This is a genomic window from Methylorubrum podarium (assembly GCF_022179745.1).
Classification (GTDB): Bacteria; Pseudomonadota; Alphaproteobacteria; order Rhizobiales; family Beijerinckiaceae; genus Methylobacterium; species Methylobacterium podarium.
Genome location: NZ_BPRD01000698.1, coordinates 1 through 2,605 on the forward strand (window position 1 = coordinate 1; position 2,605 = coordinate 2,605).

3 protein-coding genes are annotated in these 2,605 nt (G+C 72.1%); all 3 read right to left on the reverse strand.

Annotation, left to right across the window (positions count from 1 at the left end; translation table 11 throughout):
- Window positions 1-776: 50S ribosomal protein L21 (rplU, locus tag MFF42_RS25935; RefSeq protein WP_238258834.1), on the reverse strand; the 776-nt coding region annotated here is incomplete at its 3' end.
- Window positions 763-1,956, reverse strand: coding sequence for a CHAT domain-containing protein (locus MFF42_RS25940; protein WP_142583512.1), 1,194 nt, complete (start codon window positions 1,954-1,956; stop codon window positions 763-765). The genes rplU and MFF42_RS25940, both read right to left, overlap by 14 nt.
- A gap of 22 nt (window positions 1,957-1,978) precedes the next feature.
- On the reverse strand, window positions 1,979-2,605 hold a 627-nt coding region (locus MFF42_RS25945), incomplete at its 5' end, for a hypothetical protein (protein WP_238258835.1).

Consider the following 2,605-nt stretch of genomic DNA (forward strand, 5'->3'; position numbering starts at 1 on the left):
GCACCGGCCCGGACGGCCACCTCGGCGAAGTGGCGACGTCCGGTGCGCGCGAAATACCGGGTCAAGGCATCGGCCACGGCATCCGGCGTGGCCCCGCCCGCCGGGACGCCCGTGACGGTCGCCAGGGCGAGCGCCGAGGCGGCGCGCAGACGTGCGTCCGGTGCGGTCAGGAGCGGTTCGAGGGACCTCTCCACTTCCCGGCGCTCCCGTTCCGCCACGTCGGACCAGGACCTTGTCGCCACCTCCCGCAGCGTCTCGACGGCCTGCCCGGGCCCACCCCACCGGAGGCTCGCGAGGAGGTCGGGAACGGCGGCACCCGCCAACCTGCCACGCTCCGCCGGTCCGGACCGGTCGACGCTCCGCCAAGCCATCTCGCCAAAGGGCCCGTCGCCTGGCTCCACCGAGACGATCAGCACGGGCTGCAGGACCTGGCGGTGGCCTCGCATCCGCCGGGAGTTCTGGCGCCGCCGCTTCTTGAACGAGACTGTCTTCGGTCCCCGCTTCTCGGGCAGCAGTTCCGCGATGACCCGCGCGTTCGGCACGTTCGGGCTGCCGACGACGGTGCCCTCGCCCGAGCCGAGCATGAGGATGTCGTCGAACGCGTGGAAGCGGCGTCCGTCCGCGTCGCGGACCGTGGCCGCCAGGTAGTCCGAGCGGGCGACGTTCAGCCGGTCGCCGGTGCGGACGACGTACTGCTTCCCGCCGGTCCGCAGGACGGCCCACACCGCGGGCTCGGCTGCCGCCGTCCCGGTGCCGCCCCTCTTATGCCGCTCCATGCAGAGCTTCCCCGCGCGCCGTGGCGACCTCGCCCTCGATGGCCCCGGGCAGGGCGAAATCGTCCAGGGCATGGAAGGAATAGCAGAGGCTGGCGACGGATCCGTCCCGGTGGAGGCTGTCGCGTCGCGCTTGATGCAGGCTCTCCGCGACCGTCAGGCGCTCGCCCCGCACCCCGGGCGCGCGGGAGAATGCGTGCCGGTAGAACCGGCGCGCGAATTCCGTGGCGAAGCGTTCGTTGACGAGGCAGTGGGTCGCGATCACGCCGCCCGCCTGCATGAGGTGCAGGTTGTCCGGGAAGTTGCTGTCGGCGATGACCCCGGGGGCCGCCGATGCGCAGATGTTCAGGAACACGAGAGGCTCCCCGACCAAGGGACGGGCCTCCTTCTGGTGCGGGCTGAAGAAGTCGGGCCGGACCTCCAGCCCGTTGTCGAGCACGAAGTAGTGCTGGCCCGCGAAGCTTTCCATGTGGCTGGTGACGTGCCAGACCGACCTGAGCTGGCCCAGCGCGCGGAACAGGGACGCGAGGTCGGCCACGGCCATCGGCTCCCTGTCCAGGCCGAGCAGGGGCGTGTCCTCCCGCGTCGTGCAGGCGGCGCCAAGGTCCTCGAAGACGGCGAAGATGCTGGCCTCGTCGCGTCGGGACACGGAGGTGACGCGCGTGGACCCGAGCAGGCCGACGGATGGCGCGGCGTCGTCCGCCTCCCTCTCTTCCTTATCAGGCCTCGGCGCGTGGATCAGCGGGGCCCGGCTGCCGAGGAAGCGCTCGACGTCGAACCCCGAGCCCACGCGCCCGTAGTGCAGGGCGTCGAGCGGGATGCCGGCCAGGTCGCTGTCGAACGTGATCGACCTGAGGTTCGGGTGATCGAGGTAGAAGTCCAGGTCGGCACGGACCTTGGCCCCCTTCTCGGGATCCGTGTGGCGGAAGAGGTTGCTGAAGAGGCTCACGGCGGCGTTCTGGAAGGATTGCAGCCTCGCCGCCGACGCCGGGTCCTGGGCCTCGGGTGCCCAGGTGCGCCCGGCGAACTCGGCCAGGCCCTCGGCGAACGCGCGGACGGCGTCGGCCAGCGCACCGCGCAGCGGGCCTCCGTGGAAGCGCAGGCTGTCGAGCTGCCCCGCCCCGAAGACGCTGACTTCGGTCCTCGCGGGCGAGTGGTCGCTCGTGGACGTGGCGATGCGCATTCGGAACGCGCCGGCTGCGATCTCATCCCGCTTTCGGCGACCGCCATGCCGACGAGCCATCCTGACCGTTGTCCTCGTAAACCTCGACCGTTCTCTGGATCTTCGAAACGATGCGGTCGCGAGTCAAGAACGTGAATCGAAGCGCGTGCCTCCCGCCTTCCCGGGCGGTCGCCTTGAAGGTCAGCGGGTGCCCTACCCTGCCCTGCTTGACCCCGGGCGAGACCACGACGCCGTTGCCATCGGCGAACACGGTCACCGTCTCGGCAGCGCGCTCACGGCTCGCGATGCCCAGGAGCTGGTGGACCTCGCCGTCGAGGATGGCCGAGACGGCGACGCTCGCCCCCTTGCCGAGCCGCACGGCGGTCGTCGCCGTCCCCGTGCCCGGCGGCCCGAAGACGACCTGACCGCGCAGGGCGTCGGGTCGCGTGCCCGGCAGGAGACGCCGGAGCGTCGGCCGATGCAGCGGGACGAAGCAGAGCGCCTCGCGGCGCTCGCGCGCGCCCCGCCCCGCCGCCGCGGGAACGGCCCCCCGCGTCAGCGCCAACGGCGGCAGCGGAACGGCCATCAGGCGGTGAACGCCCAGGCCGAGGCGCGGCAGGCACAGCGCATCGGCTTGCCGCGGCGGAAGCAGGGCGGGCAGATCCATCTG